Origin of the sequence: Streptomyces sp. NBC_00239 (genome assembly GCF_036194065.1) — a bacterium.
GTDB lineage: Bacteria > Actinomycetota > Actinomycetes > Streptomycetales > Streptomycetaceae > Streptomyces.
Map to the genome: position 1 here is coordinate 8,344,477 of NZ_CP108095.1, position 20,278 is coordinate 8,364,754.

Sequence of the window (20,278 nt, forward strand, 5' to 3'; positions counted from 1 at the left end):
GTGCCGTGCTTCGTCGCCGGGCGTCATCACTTCTCGGTGGCCGCCCTCTGCCAGGGCAGCGGAATGCCATCGCGTACCCGGCCGGGCCGGTTCGCCCCTGGGCTACGGTCGGCGGCAGACCGGAGCCGTGCCGGGAATCCCCGCGGCCCGCCGTCGGCGCCGTCCGACCCCCCTGCATCCGTGACCCGCTCCGCGGGGCGGCCCATTTCTGGAGGAACGTTCATGCTTGATGCGACCCCCTTCGCAACAGCGCCCGTCAGTGCCGCGGAGATCCGGCCGGCCGACGTGCACGCCCGGCTCGCCGAACACATGCTCGTGGACGGCTTCCCGATGGTCCTCGACCTGGCACGCAGTCACGGAAGCTGGCTCGTGGACGCCGTGAACGGCGAGGCATACCTCGACATGTACACGTTCTTCGCGTCGAGCCCGCTGGGGATCAATCCGCCTGATGTGGTCGAGGACCCGGAGATGATGGACCGCCTCGCCCGGGTGGGTGTCAACAAACCGGCCAACTGCGACACCTACACCACGTACCTGGTCGAGTTCGTCGAGACGTTCAAGCGTGTGCTCGGAGACCCCGAGCTGCCGCACCTATTCTTCGTCGAGGGTGGCGCCCTCGCCGTCGAGAATGCGCTGAAGTGCGCGTTCGACTGGAAGAGCCGCCACAACGAGGCACACGGCCGTTCGCCCCGGCTCGGCCAACGGGTGCTTCACCTGACGCAGGCCTTCCACGGCCGCAGCGGCTACACGATGTCCCTGACCAACACCGATCCCAGCAAGACGGATCGTTTCCCGGCCTTCGACTGGCCGCGGATCGAGGTGCCGGCCGTACGGTTCCCGCTCGCCGAGCACCTGGCCGAGGTGGAGGCGGCGGAGCGCCGCGCCCTCGCCCAGGCCGAAGCGGCGTTCCACGCCCACCCGCACGACATTGCCTGCTTCATCGCGGAGCCCATCCAGGGTGAAGGCGGTGACAACCACATGCGGCCGGAGTTCCTGCAGGCGATGCAGGAACTCTGTCACCGCCACGACGCGCTCTTCGTCGTCGACGAGGTACAGACCGGGGCCGGGCTGACCGGCACCCCGTGGGCCTACCAGCAGCTGGGCCTCAAGCCCGACGTCGTCGCCTTCTCGAAGAAGACCCAGGTCGGTGGCATCATGGCCGGCCGCCGCGTCGACGACGTGCCGGACAACGTCTTCCGGGTCGGCAGCCGTATCAGTTCCACCTGGGGTGGCGGGCTCGTCGACATGGTCCGCTCCACCCGGCTCCTTGAGGTCATCGAACGCGATTGCCTCATACCGCGCGCGACCGAGGCCGGCGAGCACTTCGTCACCGGGCTCCGGAGGGTCGCCCTCGGCCACCCGGGAGCCATGGACAACGTGCGCGGACGCGGCCTGATGTGTGCCTTCGACGTGCCCACCCGCGAGCTGCGTGACGAAGTCGTCCGCCGTATGCGCGAAGAGGAGCGGGTCCTGGTGCTGCCCAGCGGCGAACGGACGGTGCGGGCGAGGCCGGCGCTGAACATCTCGCGGGCCGAACTCGACCTCGCGGTCTCCGCTCTGGACCGGACCCTCGCCCGGATGGCTTCGGAGGGACAGCTGTGAGCACCAGCACCGTCGCTTCCGTCGTGGCCGGCAGGCCGCTGCCGCGCGAGCGCACGGCAGGAACCCGCACCTCGTGCAACCCGGCCCGGCTCGCCGATGCCGTGGCCGAGGTCGAGCTCGCCGACGCAGCAGGCTTCGCCGCGGCCTGCACCGCCGCCGCAGCCGGACAGCGCGCGTGGGCCGACACCCCCGCACCCGTGCGCGGCCGTACCATCGCCGCCGCCGGGCGCCTCGTGGAGGCCAACGCCGAACGGCTGGCCGGACTGGTCACCCGGGAGATCGGCAAGCCTTACGCCGAAGCCCTGGGCGAGGTCCGGGAGATCGTCGACACCTGTGACTTCTTCCTCGGCGAGGGACGACGCCTGTACGGACAGACCGTGCCCAGCGAGATGCCCGACAAGCAGCTGCTCACCTTCCGGGAACCGGTGGGTGTGGTCGCCGTCGTCACCGCGGGCAACTTCCCGGTGGCGGTCCCCGCCTGGTACATCGTGCCGGCCCTGTTGTGCGGCAACGCGGTGGTGTGGAAGCCGGCCGAATACGCGGCGGCCAGCGCGGCGGCGCTCTACGAACTGCTGAGCCGGGCGGGCCTGCCCGAGGGCGTGCTCAACATCGTGCACGCCGACGGCGAGCAGACCTTCGCCGGACTTGAGAAGGCCCTCGCCGAGGGCACCGTGGACAAGATCGGCTTCACGGGCTCGTCCGAGGTCGGTGTCCGCATCGGGGAGCTGGCCGGTCGTCACCTCCAGTCGCCCTGCCTGGAACTTGGGGGCAAGAACCCCCTGGTGGTGGCCCCCGATGCCGACCTCGATCTGGCCGTCGAAGGCGCGCTGTTCTCGGGCTTCGGTTCCGCAGGCCAGCGCTGCACATCTCTGGGCAGCGTGATCGTCCACGAGTCCGTCGCGGAGGAGTTCCTCCGCAGGTTCACTGCGGCGGTGGACGCCGCGGTGGTCGGCGACCCTACCGGACCGGTGCTGTACGGGCCCCTGCTCGACCGGCGCTTCGCCGACCGCTTCGAGGAGTACCTCGGCTGGATCCGCCCCCACCACACCCTGCACGGCACTGGTCGGCCGGGTCGCATCACGGCGGAGAACCCCCGCGCCGGCTTTGCCGGGGACGCGCAGGCGGGACTGTACTACCACCCCGTCGTGGTCTCGGGTGTCCGTCCCGACGACAGGATCTTCCGCGAGGAGACGTTCGGGCCGCTGGTGGGCGTGACCACCTACCGGGAGTTCGACGAGGCGGTGGAGCTGGCCAACGCACCGGGCTACGGCCTGTCGGCGGCCGTCTACACGAACGACGCGCGCACTGCCTTCACCTTCCGGCGCCGTGTCCGGGCCGGAATGATCAGCGTGAACAACTCGACTTCGGGTGCCGAGGCCCACCTGCCCTTCGGGGGCAACGGCCGGTCCGGCAACGGGTCGAGGCAGTCGGGCATCTGGGTGCTCGATCAGTTCACCCGGTGGCAGTCCATGAACTGGGACTATTCCGGCCGGCTTCAGAAGGCACAGATGGACACCGCCGAGACGGTGGCCGACCTCGACTACCGGCTGCCCGGCTGATGCGCCGGAGGTAGGGACGGACGAGGCCGCAGCCCCATGGGCTGCGGCCTCGTTGCATGTGCGGCCTCCGGCCGGCCGAGACGACCTGCCCCTGACGGCCTCTGTCTTGCGCGCTCATCCCGCGTGCGCGGGCAGCCACAGTCCGCTGACGTTGAGTACATCCGCCTGGCATGTCGTCAGCCGCCAATCGCTGAAGCCCTCTGCAGCCAGTACGGATTCGCACAGGATGCGCGCGGTCCGCACTGCCTCGGGGATGTCCGGCGCGCAGACGAAGACGATGCCGTCGGCCCCGTCGGAGACCGGCTCCAGACTGACGTGTTCCACCCCCGGAACGGGAGCGGTCATCAATCGCCGTCGGAGGACGTCGGCGCTCCGGGCACGCCCGCCGGTGCAGAGGGGGCGGCGCAGCCGGATGAGAATGGAGTACATGCCAAGAGGGTGACGCCTGTGGGCGTGCCGTGTCTCGTTCCGGCGGCGCGGGCTTGCTGCCAAGGCAGCGAAATGCCAGCCGCGGCAGCTCGTGGTCTACAACCAGCCCCGCCGGGCGGCCTCGTAACCGGCTTCGAAGCGGCAGCGGGCGTTGAGGCGGGTGTAGAGACCGGCCAGCATCCGGCGCGTAGTGCGCACGGAGACGCCGAGCTGGCGCGACATCGCCTCGTCGGTGAGTCCGGACCGCAGGAAGCGTACGAGCTGAAGGTCCTGCGGGTCGGCGCTGCGGACCTCGGCGGTGTGCAGCGCCAGCGGCTCCGCATCGTCCCACACGGCCTCGAAGAGGGCGGCGAGGGCGGTGACGAGACCGGGGGCAGTCAGGACCAGGCCCGTCCGCAGATCTGCTCCCGACTCGGCGGGGACCAGGGCGGCCCGGTCGTCCCAGACGGTCAGGCGGGTCGGCAGGGCGGGGGCCAGGCGGACCGCCGCGCCTGCTGCCGCGAGCCAGTGCGCGTGCGCGCTGGTCGCAGGGTCGTTCACGGCGCTGGTGGTGAACATGGCACGGATCCGCACACCGCGGAGCAGGCACTGCTCGGCCGTGTCCCGGCCTGCGGCCAGCACATCCGCGTCCTGGGAGCCACCCGGCAGGAGCCACACCAGACCGTGCTTCGCCTCCTGGGTCAGCTCGGCCTGGCGACGCCGGAGTTCCTCCGCGCCCTCCAGGAGCTCGACCGACCCGTGTGGCGCGTGGCTGGCCGTCCAGCGTGAAGCCAGCCGAGCGGCTTCCCTGCGCGTCCGGGCGAACTGGGCGTGCTGTTCGGCAAGCTCGGCCTCCTGCCCGGCGAGCAGCGCCGACAGTCCGACGGCGGGATTGACCACGCGCAGCCGCTCCGGCTGATCGTCGGCGGGACGCAGCAGCGACATGCGGGCCAGGGTGTCGAGGGAGCCCCGGACCTCGTCCGGGGCCACCGCGAGGTGGGCGGCGATCTCGCTCACCGTCGACTCCGGCTGCGAGACCATGGCCTCGTAGACGCGGCTCGTGCGCTCGTCGAGCCCGAGTACCTCCAGCATCGTTGTCGCCCTCCCGTGTTGCCGTTCCTCCGCTTCCCTCAGCTTGCAGCGCGCGGCCCCGCCGTACGGACGGGCGCCGGGGTCAGGAACATGCAACTCACCATGCTGAGCAGCGGGAAGCGGGAAGCGGGAAGCGGGAAGCGGGAAGCGGGAAGGCGGCCAAGGCCGGCAGGATTTTCAGGTCATGTCACGGCTGACCGAGACCAGAGTGGTGTACAGCAGGTCCTCCTCCCAGTTGACGAGGGGGGACCGGTCGGCCGGGGCCAGCCGGCAGAAGCTGCCTGCGTACGCCCCGCCCAGCAGGAAGGGCGATACCACAGCGGTGACGCGGCGCATCCGTACCTCGTCACCGCGGAGGACCGGCACGTCGAGTGGACGTGGCGCGACATAGCGCTGCGCGACCATGGGGAACGCTCCCGACAGCGCCTCGTCGACGGCGAGCCGCCAATCGCGCTCGTCCGTGGTGCGCCCCAGCAACACCCCGCGGCCGCCCATCTCGAACGCCGGCTTCAGCAGGTAGCCGGCCTGCTCGCGCACCAGGTGGGCGGGCAGGTGCTCCCGGCCGCCGTCCGGCAGGTCCACCGTCCTGTCGGACACCAGGACGGTGTACGGCACGCGCCGTCGCACCACCTCGTGGCCCGGCCGGCCGGCCAGGGCCCCCTCCCACAGCCAGGCCAGGATCCGCTTGCTGGCGAACCCGAAGGCCGTGCGGGGGACGAACGTGACCGTGCGCTGCGCCCCCTCGATCCGGTCCAGCAGGGCGGCCGGAGCCCCCAGCCGCTCGGCGACCCTGGGCACGTAGTAGCGCACGGCGAGGTCGAACCGGTTGCCCGCGCCGTCGTTCAGCCGGCCGGCCGTCACGTCCAGCCCGTCACGGGGATCCGCGCGGATCGCCGCGATCCCGTGGTGCCGGAGCATCCGCACCTCGTCGTCGAACACGGCGTCCGGGTAGGGCTCGCCGGGCTCCGTGACACCGAGGACGGCGGTAGTGGGCGCCGCTCCGGCCGGGGCCGGGGCCCACGCCCGCAGGACCGCGGACTTGCGGGCGTAGTAGTCGGGGGCGGTCAGCCGCAGTCCTTTCGACCGCAGCCGGCGGGCGGCCGGGCCCCCGAGATGGGCCCGCGCCGCAGCGGCCATCGCGCCCGCACCGCCGAGCGCGCTGTCCACGTTGACCTCGCAGACCCGCCACCCCGAAGTTCCCAGGACGACATCGGCGCGGACGGAGTCGGCCCACTGCCCGATGCCGGGGGTTGCGGATGCCACGGGACGGTGCTGTAGACCGGCGAGCGCGGCGAGCCGGCCCGGGTCCCCGTCGCAGCGCCGCAGTGCCTCCTCGCGGATCAGCTCCGTCAGGGCACGGAATTCCGCAACCCACGTCCGGAGTTCACCGCGTCCGGTGAGGAGCGGGCGGGCGGGCATCCAGCCCTCGGCGTCCGCGAACGGATGGCCGTGCATCGCCGCGCGCAGGCCCGCGGCCTCCTCCTCGGGACGCGCCAGCTCCTGCTGCCATGCCGTGGTGGCCACGTCCGGCCGCGTCACCCCTGCTCCCGTACGGCGGGGGCCGTGGAGCGGGCGCCCAGGCCGCGAACCCGCCGGACCCGGCGCAGCAGTGCCTCGCGGTCGGCGCCGCCGGTGCGGGCGCCGGACGGAGCTTCCGCGGTGGGCGGACTGAGCCGCTCCGCGAGACTTCTGACGGACGGGTACTCGAAGACGAGGTGTGAAGGGACGGGGCGGCCCAGTCGGCGGGCCAGACGGCTGCACACGGTCAAGACGGCCATGGAATCGCCCCCGAGCGCGAAGAAGTCGTCGTCGAGCCCGACCGGGTTCCGGCCGAGCACCTCCTCCCATTCCTGGGCCACCTCGCGCTCGACGTGTGTCATCGCCTGCCGCCCCAGCCCCTGCGCGTGCGCGGCGGCCACCAGCACTGCGGCCTGATCGATCTTGCCGTTCGCCGTGAGCGGCAGCCGGTCGAAGACCGCAATCTGCGCCGGGACGAGGTAGCCGGGCACCCGGTCGCGGAGCCAGCCGCGCAATGCTTGCTCGTCCGGCTGCTCCGGCGCCGGTGCCGCCTCCACGGCGGCGACGAGCCGCCGGCCGCCAGCCGGGTCGGGTGTGGTCAGCGCCAGGGCCCGGCGGACGGCGGGGTGCGCCGTGAGTGCGTGCTCCACCTCGCCGGTCTCCACACGAAAACCGCGGATCTTGACCTGCCCGTCGCGGCGGCCGAGGTACTCGATGGCTCCGTCGGGCAGCAGCCGTCCCATGTCCCCCGTCCGGTAGAGCCGGCCGTCTGCGCCGTCGGAACGGGTAACGAACTTCTCCGCGGTGAGCCCGGGGTCGTTGAGGTAGCCCACGGCGAGCCCGGCGCCGCCCACCACGATCTCGCCGACGGCGCCGACCGGCAGCGGGACGAGCCGTTCGTCCATGACCTGTGCGGTGGACCCGCTCACGGATCGGCCGACGGGGACGGACCGCAGGGTCCCGGGATCACGGTCCAGCCGGTGGCAGCAAGAGAAGGTCGTGTTCTCCGTGGGGCCGTACCCGTTGACCAGCGCGGCGCGCGGGATGTGCTCCTCGGCCTGCGCGAACAGTGCGGGGGGTACTGCCTCGCCCCCCACCAAGAGGTGCCGCATGCCGGCCAATTTCCAGGGCTCGGCCTCGATCATGCGGGCGAACAGGGTGACAGTGAAGAAGCCGACGGTCACGCCGTGGGCGGCGATCGCCGTGCAGAGCAGGCCCGGATCGGCGAGGTCTGCCGGCTCCGGGACGACCACGGAACCGCCGTTGACGAGTGGCCCCCACAGTTCCAGGGTGGCCGCGTCGAACGAGGAGTTGGCCACCAGCATGGTGCGGTCGTTGCGGTCCATGGGCAGAGTGGTGCTGCCGTGGACGAGCCGTACCACCGCACGGTGCGGTACGCCCACCAGTTTGGCTGTGCCGCTGGTGCCTGAGGTCGGCATCACGTAGAGCAGGTCCCCCGGCCCTGCCGGGTCCTCCCCGGCGATGCGGGGAGGCTCTCCCGTCACATCGTCCACCAGAACGGTGGCGACCCCCTCGGGAAGTTCGATCCCCTCCAGCAGCCCCGTACGGCTGAGGACCACCGCAGCTCCCGAGCGCTCGGCCAGGCCGGGCAGCCGGGTGCGTGCGTGTCCGGGGTCCAGCGGAAGGTAGGGACGGCCCAGCCGGGCCGTCGCCACCAGGGCTGCGACCAGGTCGGTGGACTTATCGAGGACGACGACCACGGGAGCGCGGCTGCCTCCGGCCAGGGGCGCGCAGACCGCGGCCAGCGCGTCCGCGCGCCGGGACAACTGCTGGTAGGTCACCGGCGGTTGTCCTGTCCGGAGCACGGCGCTCGCGCCGGGCTGCTCGGCCACCTGCCGGTCGAACAGCGCGAGGACGGTCGTGTCGTGCCTTGCCGTCCCCGGTACGGGCCGTGCGGACTCCTCCAGCAGCTGTCGCTCCCGAGGTCCGGTCGCCGGAAGGAGCCCGATCGCGAGGTCCGGGTCCGCCGCCACCGCTTCGAGGAACTCCAGGAAACCGTCCGTCAGGCGCTGCCGCTCGCCTTCCAGGAACGCGGCATCGTCACACACCCAGCGCAGCCGCAGTCCGTCTGTTTCGTCCACGAAGAGCGTCAGGTCGTACACGGCGTTCATCGGAATGTCAGGCCACCGGGACAGCACCAGGCCGGCCGCGTGCAACGGATCGCGGTCGCCCACCTCTTGGGCCACCACGATGCGAGCAGGAGCCGCGACTCCACTCCCTCCTCCGCGGGGCAGGGTCCGGAGCATTTCCTCGAACGGGAGGCTCGCGTGCCGGAACGCCGGCGCGGTTCGCTCGGACACGCTCCTGTGGTAGGCGCGGAACGCCGCGTCCTGCGCCACACGGTCCCTGACCGGAACGAGGTTGACGAAATAGCCGACCGCGTCGTGCGCACCGGCGTCGTCGCGGCCGGAATGTGCCACGCACACGGTGTTGTCGGGCCCCAGTCCGCGGAGCGACAGGAACGCCTTGAACGCGGCGAGCACCGTGGTGAACAGGGTGCTTCCCTCCGTGGCTGCGACGTTCCGCAGGGCCGCGGTGGTCCGGTCCGGCACGCCTGCCGTCGATTGCGCGGTACGGCGCGGAGCCTGCGAGGCGGGACGGGTCAGGGGCCCAGGAAGGACCATCTGATCGGTGAATCCGTCAAGCTCGCGGCTCCAGAAGGCGCGGGCTGCCGAACTGCCCGCTCCGTCGAGCCAGGACCGCTGGGCCCGGGCGGCCGGGCCCGGCCCGGCCGCGGGCAACGCGTCCTCGGCGTCCGGGTCGGCGTAGGCACGCGCCAACTCGGCGTCCAGGATATTGGCCGACCAGCCGTCGAAGACGATGTGATCGGCTGCGACGAGGAGCACGGCGAAGTCCGCGGCACGCAGCAGCTCCGCGTCCCACGCCCGGACCGCGATGTCGAACCGGTGGCTGCGCCACTGTTCGAGGCCGGCAGCCACCTCGGCGGGCGAGTCCACCTTCCGTACGGACCACGGGGCGTCGGCCGAGATGCGGACGTGCTGCTCGGGGTCACCGGAGGCATTGGCTCGGACCACGGTCCGCAGGGCGGGGTGACGGTCGGTCACCTTCTGCAGGGCGGCGCGGAGCCGGCCCTCGTCGAGCGGCCCGTCCAGGCGCACCGCGTGCAGGACGGTGGTGTCCGCGCTCTGCGGGTGCAGCTCCCGCCAAGCCCACAGGCCCTGCTGTGACGGCGACAGCGGGAACGCTTCCGCGCCGCCGGTCACGGCGTCCGTGCCGGAGACCGCTGCGGACACCGGCGCCGGCCGGTTCCCGCAGCGCCGGGTGAGCTCCCTGACGTTTCCCGCCGACAGGACGTCGGCGGCTGTCGCGGCCAGCCCGGCCGCGCGGATCCGGGTTGCGATCCGCATCGCGGCCAGCGACGAACCGCCGCACCGGTGGAAGTCGTCCGTGACCCCGAGCCAGGGGGCGTCGAGGACCTCGCGCCAGATGGCGGTCAGGAGTTCCTCCCGGGCCCCGTCCGGCGTCACCCGGACACCCAGCCCCTCGGGCCGGGTGGTGGCACCGCCGAGCAGTGCCTCCTGGTCCACCTTGCCGTTGGACGTCACCGGCAGCGCATCCACGACGAGGATGCGGTGCGGGAGCATGTAGGCGGGCAGGTGCCGGGCGAGGGCCTCGCGCAGGTGCGAGGCGTCCACCCGGTCCCGGCCGTCGTCTGCAGGACACTCCGCGGCGGCCCACAGGCGGCGGCCGGCCTCCGTTTCCTGAGTGAAGACCACGGCCCTGCGCACCCCGGTCTGCGCGGCCAGCACCGACTCGATCTCACTCGTCTCGATGCGGAAGCCGCCGATCTTGACCTGGCCGTCCACACGGCCCACGAATTCGATGTCCCCGCTCGGCAGCACGCGGGCGTGGTCGCCCGTGCGGTAGATGCGGTGGCCCGCCACCGGATCGACGGTGAACCTGCCCTCAGCCAGACCAGGCCTCCGGTGGTACCCGCGGGCCAGACCCGCGCCGGCGACGACGAGCTCCCCGACCTCCCCGTCGGCGACCGGCCGCAGGCCCGCGTCCACCACGGCCACGTGCGTGTTCGCCGGGGCACGTCCGATCGGTGCCCGCCGCCACGGCTCCTCCTCCTGACCGGCGTCGACGAGGTATAGCGTCGCGACGACGGTGGTCTCCGTCGGCCCGTAGCCGTTGACCACGCGGAGCCCCGGGACCGCGCGGGCGAAACGAGTGAGCAGTTCCCGCGGGAGCGGCTCCACGCCCACCAGGACCCGGTCGAGCGCCGACCTGCCGCCGTCCCGCTGAGCGGCGTCGACGAGCCCGGGCAGTAGCGCCGGGGGAATGTAGGCGCTGGTCACCCCCTGGGTGCACAGGGCCTTCCAGAGCAGTTCGGGATCGGTGAGCAGGTCCGTCGGCGGCACGTACAGAGTTCCGCCCCGGGTGAGCGTCGTGAAGATCTCCCAGACGGTCACGTCGAACGACGGTGACGCGACGAGGGCCCCGACCGGCCTGTCCCGGACCGGCGCGAGCTGCTCGTACCCGCGGAGCATGTTGAGGACCGAGCCGTGCTCGATCTGCACGCCCTTCGGCCGCCCGGTGGAGCCCGACGTGAACATGACGTAGGCGAGGTCCGACGGCTCCACGGCACGCGGTGCGGCGCCTGCATCCGGGGACGAGGCGAGGCCCCCGGGCCCCGGGGGCGCGATCTCCTCCAGCCGCAGCACCGGGACGTCACCGGGAACACCGGCCGGGGGAGTGGCGGACGGATCCACGAGGAGGACGGCCCGCGGTGCGAGGTCCTCCAGAATGAGTGCCTGCCGGGCGGGCGGCAGGCCGGGATCCACGACGCAGTACGCGCCGCCCGCGTGTAGGACACCGACCAGGGCCAGGACCGTCCGGGCGGACCGGCCGCCCACCACGGCGACCGTGTCCTCGTTGCGCAGACCGACCCCGTGCAGGGCGGCGGCGACGGCGTCGGCCGTGGCCAGCAGTCGGCCGTAGGTCCAGCTCCCGGTGGCGTCGTGTACGGCGATCCGCTCCGGCACCAGCCGCGCCTCTTCCACAACGCCGGCGGCCAGGGTCTCGTGCTGCAGGCTCATCGGTTGTCACTTTCGGTCGGCAGGGCGTGGGGTCGGGTGTCCGCGGCCGTGGCGGGCGCGGTCCGGGCGAAACGGTCCGAGAAGCGCCGGCGGGCCGTCGTCGCGGCAGCCGGCAGCGGGGGCGCCGCCACCGCGGAGAGCCCGTCGCGGGCCAGCCCCTCCAGCAGCCCCGTGACGCGGTCGGCGAACCGCTGCACGGTCGCGGGCAGGTAGTGCTCGGTGGGGTAGAGCACCTGGAGCTCGAGGCCGTCCGGACCGGGGAGGAATTCCACGCTGAGGCGGAACTTGACCCGCGACTGCCGCGGCAGCCGCAGCGCACGCATCTCCGGTGCGCCATCGGGACGGGGACCGGACTGTCCGTCGAACATGGTGGCGATGACCGAGAAGAGAGGGTTCTCCGCACCTCGTCCGCCGAGTCCGGAGAGCCGGACGACGTCCTGGTACGGCAGCTCGCTGTGGTCCAGCGCGGCCAGGAACGTGTCGCGCACCCCCGCCAGGGAGTCGCCGAGGGTCCCGTCGCCGGTTTCCGGGCGCGGCCGGACCCGTAGCATGACGGGGTCCACGAACATGCCCACCACGGAATCGAGACCGGGAAGACTGCGGTTGGCCAGGTTGGTTCCGATTACCACTTCCTCCCTGCCGCACCATTCGCCCAGCGCGACGCTCAGCGCGGTCAGCGCCAGCGTGTAGAGCGTGGTGTCCGCCTGCGCGGCGAGAGCCCGCAGCGACGCCAGCACATCGGGGGACAGCGCCCCCCTCGCCTCGCCCGCGGTCCGCGGGCCGTCCGGTTCCGCCGACGCGTCCTCGGGAGGTGCGACGGGCTCCACGCCTCGAGTCGCCTCCGTCCAGTACGCCACCTGCCGTTCGTAAGCGGGCGACTCGCGGAACCTCTGCTCCGCCACGACGAAGGCGTCGTACGAGGCCGGGGGCTCCGGCAGCTCCACCGCGCCCCGGGGAGCGAGCAGCTGCTCCAGGTCCCGGCGGATCAGTTCCACCGACCATGCGTCGATCGCGATGTGATGGCACACCATCAGCACACGGCTGCTCCGTGCCCCGGGGTCCTTGCCGGAGCCGGCCACCAGGACCCGTACGGAGGCACGCGTCAGATCGAACGGCCGACCGATGAACGCCTCGGTGTGCGTCAGGAACTCGGAGTCGAGATCCGGGCCGTCGGCGGCCGTCAGCTCGACCAGCTCGATGTCCACGTCACCGGTGCCCGTGATGCGCCGGCGGGGTGTCCCCGTCGCGTCGACCTCGTAGGCCGTCCTCAGGCCGGCATGACGCTCCAGCAGCGCACGGAGCCCCGCCGCCGCCCGCTCCGGCGCCACACCCGGGAACTCCCAGCCGAAGGGAACGTTGTAGTTGACTTCCCGAGGGTCAAGCTGCCACAGGTACCACAACCGCTGCTGCACGCTGGCCAGCGCACCGCCGACGTCGGCAGACCCGGCCGGAACCGCGTTCTCCGCAGGCCGGCGCGCCCCGGCGCAGACCGTTTCGAGCTCCCGCACCGAACGGGCCCGGAGCAGGGCGGCCAGCGGTACCTCCACCCCGAGCGATGCCTGGAGCTGTGCCGCGATCTGCATCATCTGCAGCGAGTCCGCACCCAACATGCGCAAGCTCCTGTCCGGATCTCCCGGAGCATCGCCCAGCACCTGCTCGACGATCTTCAGTACGGTGCCCAGCACCTGCCCCGGCTCGCCCACCCCGCCCCCGCCGGCACTGCTCACCGCAGCCTCGCGGGCGACGCGTGCCAGCCCCGCGAGGACTCCCGCGCGGCGCGTCTCGGTGTCCGTGACCGCCGCGACCACCAACGGCGCGGGCGTGCGCAGCGCCCGGCGCAGCAGGCGGCTGCCCTCGACGCCGTCCAGCGCCCCGTCGGCAGGCTGCAGGTTTGCGCTCCAGCCGTCCCAGCAGACACTGGTCCACGGCACCCCGGTACGCGCTGTTTCGCGCACCGCGAGGGCATCGAGGAAGGCGTTCGCGCTGACGTAGGGGCCGAAACCCAGGCCGCCGAGGACGGTCGAGATCGACGAGAACAGGACGACGAACGAGCACGGCCGCTCGCGCAGCACCGCCGCGAGGACGGCCGCGCCGCGCACCTTGGCGGCGGCGACGTCGGAGGAGGGTGCTTCCAGGGCCTGCTCCAGCAGCGGGAAATCCTCGGTGTCCGTGTGGCCGGCGAGGTGGAAGAACCCGTCCACGGCACCGAACTCGCGCTCCGCCTCGGCGAGTACGGAGCGCAGCTCCTGCTCGCTGGTGACATCGAGACGGACATTTCGCACGGTGCAGCCCCGGCGCCGGGCCGCGTCCACCATCGCCTGCTGCGCCGCGCCGAGCGGCCGCTCGGGGTCACGGCCGGCGAGCAGCAGCGTCACCGGAGCCTCCCGGCTGAGTGCGTCCGCCACCACGGCGCCGAGCCGGCCCGTGCCGCCCAGCACGAGATAGGTGCCGCCCTCCTTGACCGCGGTGCGTTCCTGCAGGGGCGCGGTCCGGTGGTGTGTGGTGAACCGGATGCCGTCGCGGTAGGCCACGTCACGGGGATCTGGCATGGCGAGTTCCGCGAGCACGGCCTCGGCGGCCGCGGCGCCGCCGCCCCCCAGGTCCACCAGATGCGCGCGCATGCCGGGGAATTCGTGCGGAAGGCATCGCACCAGACCCAGTGCGGCGGCGGCCCCGGTGCAGGGCTCCTCGTCCGGCAGGACGGTGCTCAGCCCACGGGTGACCACCAGGTACGTGGCGGGCAGCGGCCTATGGGAGAGCAGGTCGCGGGCCGGGTTCCAGAGGCCTTCGGCGAGCCATGCGTCGACGTCCGCATCCTCCAGCAGTGCCCGCTCTGGGACCGCGCCGGTCTCCGCCCACCGCAGGTCCACGACGGCGTCGGCCGGTTCCGTGCCGTGCCCGGCCACGAGGGTGGTTCCCGCCTCGGCGAGCAGGCCCGCGACGGCGTCGGCCAGTGCCCCGCCACGGGTCAGGAGAGCGACCCTGGAGGGCAGGCCGCCGATCGCGCCCGCCCGCGGGGAAACCCGCCATTCGGGGATGTCCAGGCTCACCGGACGCCGGTCCGCCGGGGACCCGGGCCCCACCGCATCGGGCCGGTGGTTCCAGTACCGGGCGCGCCGGTCGAAGACGTGCCCGGGGATCGCGGCGAGGACCTGCTTCGCCGTCCCGTTGACCGCGTCCCAGTCGATGGTGACGCCGTCCTCCCACAGGGCGGCGAGGGCCGTCGCGAGGCCGCTGAAGCCGCCCGCTCCGTCGCTCCCGGACACGCTCACGCCCAGCGGCTGCACACCGGCGCCATTGCGCCGCAGCAGACCCGTGAGGGCGGTGCCCGGTCCGGCTTCGACGAAGCGGAGGTGACCGGCACCGAGGAGCGTGCCGAAGGCGCCGACGAGCCGGATGGGTTCGCGCAGGTGCCGGACCCAGTACTCGGGATCGACCGCTTCCTCGGGCGACAGCCACCGCCCGGTGACGGCGGAGACGACCGGAAGGCGGGGAACGCGCGGTGCTGCCTGCCGCACGGCCTCCCGGAACGGCCCCGTCACCGACTCCATGAGCGGCGAGTGGAAGGCGATGGCCCCGGGCAGACGCCGGCAGCGGTGGCCCGCGGCGGCCAGGGCCGCTTCGGCGCGCTCGACGGCCTCGGGCGTGCCGGCCAGGACCACGCGGTCGGGTGCGTTCTCGCCGGCCAGCGACAGCTCCGGCCCGAGGAGGGCGCCCACGGCCCCGGCGCTGCAGGCCACGGCGGTCATCGCGCCCTCCGGGGTGGCGCGCATGAGCCGGTCACGCTCGTGCAGCAGGTGCATCAGGCCGTCCCGGTCGAAAATCCCGGCCTGGTAGGCGGCGGCGAACTCGCCGAGGCTGCTGCCCGTGACGGCAGCCACCTGCACTCCGGTGGCCGCAAGCAGCCGAGCGTGGGCGATCTCCACGGCCACCAGGGTGGGCTGGTAGGGATTGCCCGTGGTCGGGGCGCCGGCATCGGCCGGTACCGGCCCGGTCAGACCCGACAGGAGCTCGGTCCCCGGCAGCCCGAGCGCCGCCGCACAGGCGTCGATCTCCGCACGGAACTCGGGGAACCGGTCGTAGATGCCCCGCACCTCCGTGTCGCCGCGCCCCGCCTGGCCCGGGAAGGTGAGCACGACGGGGCCGTCCGTGCGGTCCCCGTCACTCTGCCGCCCCTCGGGCGCCCCGCGCAGCAGCGCCGCCGCTTCCTCGGCCGTGCGGGCGACGACCGCCGTGCGGGCGGCGTGTACGCCACGCCCGGCGGCGAGCGTGTGGGCCACCGGACCGAGCGCAGGGGCCTCGGCGCCGCTCAGCAGGCCGGCCAGCGCTTCCGTACGACGTGCCAGGGCTCCGGTGCTGTGAGCGCTCACCGGTAGGACCAGGGCCGCACCGTCGGCCGGCGCGGGCGCCGCTGCCTCGGGGCGGTACCTTTCCACGATCGCATGGGCGTTGGTGCCACCCACACCGAAGGAGCTGACCGCGGCTCGGCGGTTGGCCTCCGGCCAGGGTTCGGCCGTGAGTGGCACCCGGAACGGGGAGCTCTCCAGTTGGAGGTCCGGATTCGGCTCGTGGAAGCCGGCCAGGGGCGGGCGGATTCCGTCCCGCACCGCGCACACCGCCTTGATCAGGCCGGCCACGCCGGCGGCCCGGTCCAGGTGGCCGAAGTTGGCCTTCAGTGACCCCAGCGCGGCGAAGCCGGTCCGCTCGGTGAAGAGTTCGTACGCGCGGCGGGCTGCCTCGATCTCGATGGGGTCGCCCAGCCGGGTGCCGGTGCCGTGGGCCTCGTAGTAGCCGATGCTGTCCGCTTCCAGGTCCGCCAGCGCGAGCGCCGTCGCGATGACCTCGCTCTGACCCCGCACCGCGGGGGCCATGAAGCTGCTCTTGACACGGCCGTCGTTGTTCGCGGCGGTCGCGCGGATCACGGCGTGCACCGGCCGCCCCTGCGCAAGTGCGTCCTCAAGCCGCTGGAGCACCACCACGCCGGCACCGTTTGCCGGCACCGTGCCGTTGCTGCGCGCGTCGAAGGGCAGGCACCTGCCGTCCGGAGAGGCGATCATCCCTTCCTGGTAGACGTATCCGCTGTGCTGGTCCGGGTCGAGGGAGATGCCTCCGGCGAGCGCGACATCGGTCAGGCCCGAGCACAGGCTCTGGGCGGCCAGGTGTACGGCGACCAGGGAGGAGGAGCAACCGGTCTGGACGGAGATCGCCTCGCCGTGCAGGTCGAGGAGGTACGCGACGCGTGTGGCGAGGAAGTCCGTACTGTTCGCGATCATCCGCTGGTAGCGCTCGTTCTCCGAACCGCCGCCGGACATCGCGGGCTGGTAGCGGCTGGGGGCGGCCGCCGCGTAGACGGACACCGCCTCCTCCGTGCCGGGCGCCACGGCCGCCGACTCCAGCGCCTGCCAGGCCAGTTCGAGGAAGACGCGATGCTGCGGATCCAGGAGCTCCGCCTCCGCGGACGAGACGCCGAAGAGTTCCGCGTCGAAGGCATCGACGTCCTCCAGCAGGCCCGATGCCCGTACGCGGCCGTCCTCCCCGGTCCCTGTGCCCCATCGGGTCACACAGTCGTCACCGGCCATGCAGTGGGCCCAGAACCGCTCGATGTCCGGTGACCGGGGGAACCGTCCTGCCATGCCGATCACGGCTATCGGTGTGAAGCCCTCGTGTGCTGCATTCATGATGTGGCTCGCTCCTGCGTAAGGCCCGGGCCGGGGACACCGCGGGAACGGGCGTACGGCCGGGACGGGTGGGCGGCCGCCCGCGCGCACGAGGGCGTCCCCGGCCCGCGCGGGCGTACGGCCACCGCCTCCCGCAGTGTGCGAAGGGCGGTGGCCGGACAGGAGGCTGCAAGGCGCACCTGTCGGGGGAGATGGGCAGCCGCTGGATTCGATGAACGGAAAGGCGCCGCGTACCGGGCCCGGAGGGCTGGTGCGGCATGCAGGTCGGGCAAGATCCGGAAGGCGGTCTAGCCCGCTGTGGCGTGCTGTTTCATCCTGGCGTAGCCGGCCACGGCCGCCGCCCTGCGCGCGGTGGTGAAGTCCTTGCCCCGGAAGTCGCGGTCGTCCGGCCGGACGACCCGCAGACCGGCGGGCAGCGTGCCACTGCGCAGGCTGACATCACGCGCCACACCCGCCAGCAGATCGAATGCCGTCCGGAACGACGCGCCCTTGCACTCCCAGACGGACTTGAACGCGAAGGGGTCGCGCAGCCGGTCGGCCCGGATCACCGGCCCGGTGTCCACTCCGGCATCCACGAAGTGGACGGTGGCACCGGCGCACTGCCGGAACCGCTCCATGTCGTGCAGCGCCGCGACCTGTTCCGTGGCGTACATGCCGCGTGCGTGCGGAAGCACGGCGGAGTGTGCGTTGACGATCCGGCCCGGCGCGAGCTCGATCCACCACGGGGCCAGCAACTGGTCGAGGAACACGAAGAAGTAGGGGACCGGACCGGCATCGGACAGCCCCTCGGCCCAGGAACGGACTTCCTCCGAGTTGAGGTTCTCGCCCAGAAACCCGAGACGCTCCGTCAGATCTGCCGGCAGCGACGGCACGCCGTACATGCCGACCATGGACTCGTCCGTCTCGCCGAGGTCGGGGTACAGACAGCGCAGCTGCTCCCACTCCCCGGCGGTGAGGTCCCGCTTCCCGGCATGGGCCCGGTGGAAGGAGACCCGCTGCCGGTAGAGTCCGCGACGCCCCGGGTCGTCCCGCACGAAGATGCCGCCGAACGACGGGGTGGTGTCGAACTCCTCAAGCCACAGGGACATCAGATAGGCAGCGTGGAAGCTTCCCTCCGACATCAGGACACACGTGGACTCCACGGTTGGATCTCCTCTGTCATTGCATTGTCATTCCTCGTCGGCGAGCTTCAACGCCGTGGCCGCGAGGAGGTCGATGGCCCGGGCGCAGGACTCCGCAGTGGAGTACTCGCGCGGGCTGTGGCTGATGCCGTCGTACTCACCGCGGGCGAAGATCATGACCGCCGGGCAGACGGCGGCCATCTCCTGTGCGTCGTGCCCCGCGCCGGACATCAGCACGGCGTGGGTCAGGCCGAGGGAATCGGCCTCGCGGGTCACGATCGCCTGCAGCCGTGCGTTGAAGGCGACCGGTGAGGTACGGGCCATGCGGCGCGCGGTGATGCGCAGCCCGTCCTGCACGCCCTGCAGCCCGTCGAGGTAGCGGGCCAGGTGTTCTTCGGCGCGGACCATCTCATCCTCGTCCGGATTGCGCAGGTCGACCGTGAGCCTCGCCCGGGCGGGGACGATGTTGGTGTCTCCGGGGTGCAGGCTCAGGTGACCGACGGTCGCCCGGAGCTTCCCGAAGTCACCGCTTTCCACCATGTCCCGGAGATGGCGCACGATCTCGGCGGCGAAGAGCCCGGCGTCGATGCGCATCTCGGTGGGAGTGGCCCCGGCGTGGGCAGCGCGCCCGTAGACGAGGATCTCCTGCCAGGAGATGCCCTGCGTGCCGGTCACCACGCCGACGTCCGTTCCGGACCGGACGAGCAGGGGGCCCTGCTCGATGTGGCACTCCAGATAGGCGTGCGGCGGCGGGTTGAGCCGTACCCCGTGCGGACCCGCGAACCCGATCCGCGTCAGCTCCTCGCCGAACGACAGGCCGTCCGCGTCCTTGAGGGCGTAGGCGTCCTCCAGCGCGATCCGGCCCGCCGCCACGGCACTGCCGAGCATGTCCGTGCCGAACCGTACGCCTTCCTCGTCACTGAACGCGACGATCTCCAGTGGGCGGCGCGTGGTGACACCGCGCTCGTTCAGCGTCCGGATGATCTCAAGGCCTCCCAGGACGCCCAGACACCCGTCGAAGGCACCCGCAGAGGCCACGCTGTCGATGTGCGAGCCGATCAGGACTGGACGGGCGTCCTGTTCCGACCCGGCCCGGCGCCCGTAGATGTTGCCCACGGCGTCCACCCGCACGGTGAGGCCTGCCGCCTTCATCCAGGACACGAGCAGACGGCGGCCGTCCGCGTCGGCATCGGTCAGCGCCAGCCGGCTCACACCCCGCAGCCCCGTCTGCGCGTCGTCGTAAGCGCCGATCTTCGCGAGCTCCATCAGGGACCGCCACAACCGGTCACCGTCGACGGCGACGCGCTCGGGTACGTCACGGGGCATGGTTCTCCTCAGTGCCAAGGGGGTGTCAGGGGTCGGATCATCCGCGCAGTGCGTCTCCGCAGCGGGCCCTTCCGATCATGTCGACCCGGCCGGGACGACTCCACCGGCACAACGGATCAGTAACGTGCACGGCAGCAACCTGAGCACCGCCCGATGGCGGCCAGCACGCGCCACGACGGGGGCGGACCTGCCAAGTCCTCGCGACAGCCGGGGTCGGGTTCGGCGGATCCCAGGTGGTGACCACACGGGAGCCCCCGTCGCGAAGCGGCGCGGCGAGCGCTGGACTCTGCGAACTCGAGCGGTCGGGCGGGGTGGTGGCGACGGCGGGCGGGGTCAGCAGCCGGTCGCTGTGGCGGCCAGAGCGGCCAGGGCAGTGGCGATGGCGCGTGTGCGCCCGTGGGTTCGGATACACCGACACCGCAGCGCAGCAGTACGCCGCGAACCACCAGTGACCAGGTGAGCGGGACCGCCCATACCGAGATCGAATCGCCCGAGGTGCTGGAGGCGAGGACGCCGGCGATGTCGGCCGAATGCGGAAGCGTTTGCCTGTCCACACGGCAGGGGTACGAGGAGACGACGGCGGCCGGCTCGCCGAGTTGCTCGGCTGCGGTTCTCCAGGTGGCCGTCACCGCTGCACCGGCATGCGCGGTACGGATCGCCTACTCGCCCGCCAACCTGGCTGGGTCCCGACGTGAACATGCAGATCGCGACGGCGTAGCGGTGTGGTGGCCGCTGTTTCGCGGAACACCCCCGCGTCGGCGGGGACCGCGCAGGCCGCCCGGCTGCGCCGCGAGCCGCCGCAGCCTGCCGAGCCGGCCGTCCCAGTTGCTGATGTCCTCCGTGCCGAGGCCGAGCTCCGTGCGGAGGCCGTGCTCCGTGCCGAGAACCTC

Annotated in this window: 9 protein-coding genes; 2 read left to right on the forward strand and 7 right to left on the reverse strand. The window is 72.4% G+C overall.

Annotation, left to right across the window (positions count from 1 at the left end; all coding sequences use genetic code 11):
* The first annotated feature begins 222 nt into the window (after nt 1-222).
* Entirely contained in the window at nt 223-1,602 is a 1,380-nt protein-coding gene (lat, locus tag OG764_RS36950; protein ID WP_328972708.1) for an L-lysine 6-transaminase, read from the forward strand.
* On the forward strand, nt 1,599-3,161 hold the full coding sequence (locus tag OG764_RS36955) for an aldehyde dehydrogenase family protein (protein ID WP_328972709.1): 1,563 nt from the start codon (nt 1,599-1,601) through the stop codon (nt 3,159-3,161). The genes lat and OG764_RS36955 overlap by 4 nt, the downstream gene beginning before the upstream one ends.
* Before the next feature lie 114 nt (nt 3,162-3,275).
* Here OG764_RS36955 and OG764_RS36960 read toward each other — a convergent pair whose 3' ends face one another.
* The 7 genes from OG764_RS36960 to OG764_RS36990 all read right to left on the reverse strand — a co-directional run bounded on the left by OG764_RS36960 (nt 3,276) and on the right by OG764_RS36990 (nt 19,388).
* Nucleotides 3,276-3,590, reverse strand: a complete 315-nt coding sequence (locus OG764_RS36960; protein WP_328972710.1) for a hypothetical protein — start codon at nt 3,588-3,590, stop codon at nt 3,276-3,278.
* A 96-nt stretch (nt 3,591-3,686) separates the two neighbouring features.
* Complete coding sequence (locus OG764_RS36965; RefSeq protein WP_328972711.1) at nt 3,687-4,661, reverse strand: helix-turn-helix domain-containing protein; 975 nt, start codon at nt 4,659-4,661, stop codon at nt 3,687-3,689.
* A 177-nt stretch (nt 4,662-4,838) separates the two neighbouring features.
* Nucleotides 4,839-6,200: a hypothetical protein gene (locus OG764_RS36970; protein WP_328972712.1), complete on the reverse strand. Its 1,362-nt coding sequence runs from the start codon at nt 6,198-6,200 to the stop codon at nt 4,839-4,841.
* On the reverse strand, nt 6,197-11,263 hold the full coding sequence (locus tag OG764_RS36975; RefSeq protein WP_328972713.1) for a non-ribosomal peptide synthetase: 5,067 nt from the start codon (nt 11,261-11,263) through the stop codon (nt 6,197-6,199). Before OG764_RS36975 ends, OG764_RS36970 begins: the two co-directional genes overlap by 4 nt.
* Nucleotides 11,260-16,941, reverse strand: a complete 5,682-nt coding sequence (locus tag OG764_RS36980; RefSeq protein WP_328972714.1) for an SDR family NAD(P)-dependent oxidoreductase — start codon at nt 16,939-16,941, stop codon at nt 11,260-11,262. The genes OG764_RS36975 and OG764_RS36980 overlap by 4 nt, the downstream gene beginning before the upstream one ends.
* A gap of 287 nt (nt 16,942-17,228) precedes the next feature.
* Nucleotides 17,229-18,083: a formyltransferase family protein gene (locus OG764_RS36985; RefSeq protein ID WP_328972715.1), complete on the reverse strand. Its 855-nt coding sequence runs from the start codon at nt 18,081-18,083 to the stop codon at nt 17,229-17,231.
* 27 nt (nt 18,084-18,110) lie between these two features.
* A complete protein-coding gene (locus OG764_RS36990; RefSeq protein ID WP_328972716.1) occupies nt 18,111-19,388 on the reverse strand; it encodes a M20 family metallo-hydrolase in 1,278 nt (425 codons plus the stop codon).
* Nucleotides 19,389-20,278: the final 890 nt, after the last annotated feature.